Below are 4,333 nucleotides of genomic sequence, written 5' to 3' on the forward strand. Positions count from 1 at the left end.
CGGCGTACGGGCGCCGCCCGGCCTTCGGATGCCGCACCGTCCTCGGATGCCCGGACCGCCGGCTCGGCCCCGCCCCTCGGCGACCGCTCGCCCCGGCCCACCGGTCCTGCCGGCTCTCCCGCCGACGGCGCACCACCTCGGACCTCGGGCCCTTCCAACGGCGGCCGCTCCACCCGTCCCTCCGGCTCCGCCCCCGACGGCACGACCACCCGCCCGGCCGGACAGCCCCCGACACCGGCGCCCCGTAACGGCGTACCGGCTTCCGGTGGTTCCGTTCCACCCCCGGCCTCGCCCCTCCGTCGCCCCCTGCCCGAAGAGACGGGTCCCGAGGGGACGCCCCGGCCACGGCCCATCACGCCCGAGCGTCCCGGTGGCTGGCAGCCGCCGACGGGTTCGTCCCGGCGGTCCGCCGAAGCGCTCGACGGAGTCCTCGGGGCATCTCCCGGGCGGCCCTTCGTGTCGTTCGCCCAGCCGGACACGTCGCCGTGGACACCGCCCGAGCCGTACGACGGGCGGCGCAAGCCGCGGCCCACCAAGGCGAGGGCGGCGGCCGTGGCCGCGTGCGTGGTACTCGGCGTCGGGCTCATCGGCGGCGCGGCGGCCGGGAGTTGGCTCACGGGGGACTCCGGGGCGGACGGCACCCGCGACACCTTCGCGGTGGCCGGGCAGCTCTGGCACGGCGTACCCGTCGACGAGCTGTTCCCGCCCACCGTGCAGGGCGAGGGCGCCGGACCGGGCGGTACCGACCGCACCTGGACCCGGGTCGCCGTCGCGCGCGACAGCGGTTGCGCGGACGCCTTCGACCCGCTGCTGCGCAAGGCCCTCGCCCCCGTCGGCTGTCTGCGACTGCTGCGCGCCACCTACACCGACGCGACCCACAGCAGCGTCACCACCGTCGGCCTGATGTTCACCAGGGCCGACGCCGCCGCCATGGCCGCGCTCAGGAACCGCTTCGCGAAGGACGGCCTCGACCGTCGCACCGACCTGATGCCCCGGGCGTACGCCGCCGAGGACACCGTCGCCGCCGGCTTCGGCGACGGTCAGCGGGCCTCCTGGACGATCTCCGTCCTCACCGACGTCCCCGTGGTCGTCTACGCCGTCTCGGGGTTCGCCGACGGCCGCACCGTCACCCAGCCGCAGCCGGCCGCGGACGCGATGAAGTCCGGCGCCACCACCGCCCCCGCCCAGTCCGGCCTCGGCCACGAGGCGCAGGGCCTCGCCGACCGCATCGAACGCGGCCTGCGCAGGACCGCCGCGTCCGCCACGGAGCAGCCTTCATGAAAGCCGACGAACCCGCGGCCATCGCAAGAGTCGCGAAAGCCGGCCGACGGCACCGGCGCGTCCCGCGCCTCGGTCTGCTCGGCGTCCCCCTCGCCGCCTCCCTGGCCCTCCTGCCCTCCACCGCCGCGCACGCCGACGGCATCCGGGACCAGCAGTGGGCGCTGGGAGCGATGCACGCGCAGGAGGCGTGGCGTACGACCAAGGGCGCCGGTATCACCGTCGCGGTGCTCGACACGGGCGTCGACGACGAGCACCCGGACCTGGCCGGCAACGTCCTGCCGACGAAGGACATGGTCGGCTTCGGGGCCTCGCGCGGCGACCGCTCCTGGGCCCGGCACGGCACCGCGATGGCCGGGATCATCGCCGGACACGGACACGGCGTGAACGACGCCGACGGCGTCCTCGGTGTCGCCCCCGAGGCGAAGATCCTCCCTGTCCGCGTCATCCTCGAAGACGGCGACTCGGCCCGCTCCAAGGCCCGCAGCACCCGCGGCAACGCCCTCGCCGAGGGCATCCGCTGGGCCGCCGACCAGGGCGTCGACGTCATCAACCTCTCCCTCGGCGACGACTCCGAGTCCGCCCACCCGGAACCCTCCGAGGACGCCGCGGTCCAGTACGCCCTGCGGAAGGGCTCGATCGTCGTCGCCTCGGCCGGCAACGGCGGCGCGAAGGGCGACCACATCTCGTACCCGGCGGCCTACCCGGGCGTGATCGCGGTGACCGCCGTCGACGAGGACGGCGACCGCGCGCCGTTCTCCACCCGCCGCTGGTACGCCACCGTCAGCGCCCCCGGCGTCGACGTCGTCATCGCCGACCCCGACCGCAAGTACTACGAGGGCTGGGGCACCAGCGCCGCCGCGGCCTTCGTCTCCGGCGCCGCCGCACTCATCAAGGCGGCCCACCCGAGCCTGACCCCAGCCCAGGTCAAACGCCTCCTGGAGGGCACCGCCCGCGAAGCCCCCGTCGGTGGTCGGGACGACTCCCGGGGCTTCGGCTTCGTCGACCCTGCGGCCGCCATCGAGGAAGGCGGCAAGCTCACGTCCGACGACCTCAAGACCGCGTCGTACGGCGGCAAGTACTTCGGCTCCGGTCCGGACCCGGTCGAGGAGGAGGATCCGACCGCCGGCTGGGCCGCCCCCGCCGCGGGCGGACTCGGCGTGGTCCTGCTGGTCACCGCGGTGATGGTCTGGCGCGGACGCGGTCGCGGCCGACCCGACGAGTACGTCATCTGAAGCCGGCGACTACGAGCCGGTGGCCACGCCCGCCGTGACCGGCGCGTCCGCCGGAGCCACGTCGTCGGCCGGTTCCGCCGTGTCCCCGAACACCGAGACGGCCGCCCGCGCCGCCGCCTCGACCAGCGACATCCCCTTCGCCTTCGTCGTGTTGCCGTGCGACACCACCGCGACCAGGTACTCCCGCCCGTCCACCGCGACCCGGCCGACGCTGTTGATGTCCCACAGCCCGGTGGCGGTACGCGGCAACCACCCGTTCTTCAGCGCGAATCCGGACCCCGAGGCCCCGCCCGACGCCGCCGCCGAGACGCCCCAGTCCTGCCCCTGCGCGATCCGGCCCATCAGTTCCTGTACGTACCCCCGCGAGGCCTCGCTCAGCTCGGACGTGTCGTCGCCCCCGAACACCTGCTGGAGCAGGGCGAGTTGATCGGCCGCCGTGGTCTGCGTGAGTCCCCAGTACAGACCGTCGCCGCCCTCGGTGTCCGTCAGGCCGAACCGTTCGTTCGCGGCGTCCAGACCGTCCGCCTGCCCGATGGCCTTCCACAGGGCCGTCGCGGAGGCGTTGTCGCTGTCACGGATCATCGCGGAGGCGTACGTCCTCTCCTGCGCGGTGAGCTGCCGGTCCGCGTCCTGCGCCTGGAGCAGCAGCGCCGCCAGGATGTCCGTCTTCACGATGCTGGCGGTGTCGAACCGCGCCTTCCCGTACCCGGCCGAGTCCCCGGACGCCACGTCGAGCACGGCCACGGACATGGCCGCCCCGTCCTCGACGTTCACGTCCGCCAGGGCCGCCGCGAGCAGCGCGTCGTGGTCCACCTCGGGCGCCGCCACAGGTTCCACCGAAGCCTCCTCAGCGACCACGTCCGCGCCCGGCACCGTGGAGGCGGAGGCCGAGGGCGATACCGACGATGACGCCGACGACGATACGACGGAGCTCCCCCCGTCCTGCGCCTGGGCCCTCATGCACACCGACCCGGCGGCCGTGCCGCCCACGAGGACGAGGGTGGCGAGCACGATGCGGACGAGCGGACGGCGCCCGGACGGACGGCGCCCGGACGGACGGCGCCCGGACGGACGGCGCCCGGACGGACGGGCGCGGCGGCGGGCTCTTGATGAGGGCATGCCGTGATGGTTCTGCGCCGCGCTGTGCGCCTGGTTAGGCGAGTGTTAGATCCTTGTCAGGGATCGCTGAGAAAACCGTGAGTGATGTGACCATCACGTTTCCGGCCTGCCGAACGCCCTGGAGACTTCCCCCGATAGGGTCGACGACCGTGGCGAACAAGAACATTCCCGACCCCGGCTTCTCCGACGACGACGGCTCCGCCGACCCCCGGCTGAGCGCCGCGCTCGCCGCCTGGGCCGCGGACCGGACCGCCGTGGGCCCCGTCCTCGAAGCCCTCAAGGACGCCCGGCTGCTCGTGCCCGTCGTGGCCGTGCTCGGGGAGGTCGAGGTCGACGAGAACGGGCTGCGCCGCGAGAAGACCAGCGACATGGCCGTCCCCACCCTGAAGGCAGGCGGCCGCACCGCCCTGCCCGCCTTCACCTCCACCGACTCCCTCGCCCGCTGGGACCCCGCCGCCCGCCCCGTCGCCGTGCCCCTGCACCAGGCCCTGCAGGCCGCCGCGCACGAGAGGGCCGACACGATCGTCCTCGACCTCGCGGGCCCCGTCCCCCATGAGCTGACCGGCCCCGCCCTGCTCGCGCTCGCCGAGGGACGCACCACCACCGACCCGCTCGCCGACCCCGCCGTCCTCGACGCCGTACGCTCCGCCGTCGCCGCCGAACCGGCCGTGCTCCGTGCCCACCTCGGCCCCGGACAGGCC

General features: G+C 74.8%; 5 protein-coding genes. 4 read left to right on the forward strand and 1 reads right to left on the reverse strand.

The window, feature by feature from the left end; translation table 11 throughout:
* The 3 genes from AWZ10_RS52970 to mycP form a co-directional block, all read left to right on the forward strand.
* Positions 1-248, forward strand: a 248-nt coding sequence (locus AWZ10_RS52970; RefSeq protein ID WP_208618548.1) for a hypothetical protein, incomplete at its 5' end; no start/stop codon positions are given.
* Between the two features lie 208 nt (positions 249-456).
* Positions 457-1,281 carry a hypothetical protein gene (locus tag AWZ10_RS23555; RefSeq protein WP_046707384.1) on the forward strand — a complete coding sequence of 275 codons (825 nt, stop codon included), beginning with the start codon at positions 457-459 and terminating at the stop codon, positions 1,279-1,281.
* Positions 1,278-2,513: a type VII secretion-associated serine protease mycosin gene (mycP, locus tag AWZ10_RS23560; protein WP_046707385.1), complete on the forward strand. Its 1,236-nt coding sequence runs from the start codon at positions 1,278-1,280 to the stop codon at positions 2,511-2,513. Before AWZ10_RS23555 ends, mycP begins: the two co-directional genes overlap by 4 nt.
* Positions 2,514-2,522: 9 nt before the next feature.
* Here mycP and AWZ10_RS23565 read toward each other — a convergent pair whose 3' ends face one another.
* Positions 2,523-3,632 (reverse strand): serine hydrolase, encoded by a 1,110-nt coding sequence (locus AWZ10_RS23565; protein WP_079104436.1) that lies wholly within the window; start codon positions 3,630-3,632, stop codon positions 2,523-2,525.
* A gap of 149 nt (positions 3,633-3,781) precedes the next feature.
* Between AWZ10_RS23565 and AWZ10_RS23570 the strand changes: the two genes are divergently transcribed.
* Positions 3,782-4,333: SseB family protein (locus AWZ10_RS23570; RefSeq protein WP_060891991.1), on the forward strand; the 552-nt coding region annotated here is incomplete at its 3' end.

Origin of the sequence: Streptomyces europaeiscabiei (assembly GCF_001550375.1) — a bacterium.
Taxonomy (GTDB): domain Bacteria; phylum Actinomycetota; class Actinomycetes; order Streptomycetales; family Streptomycetaceae; genus Streptomyces; species Streptomyces europaeiscabiei.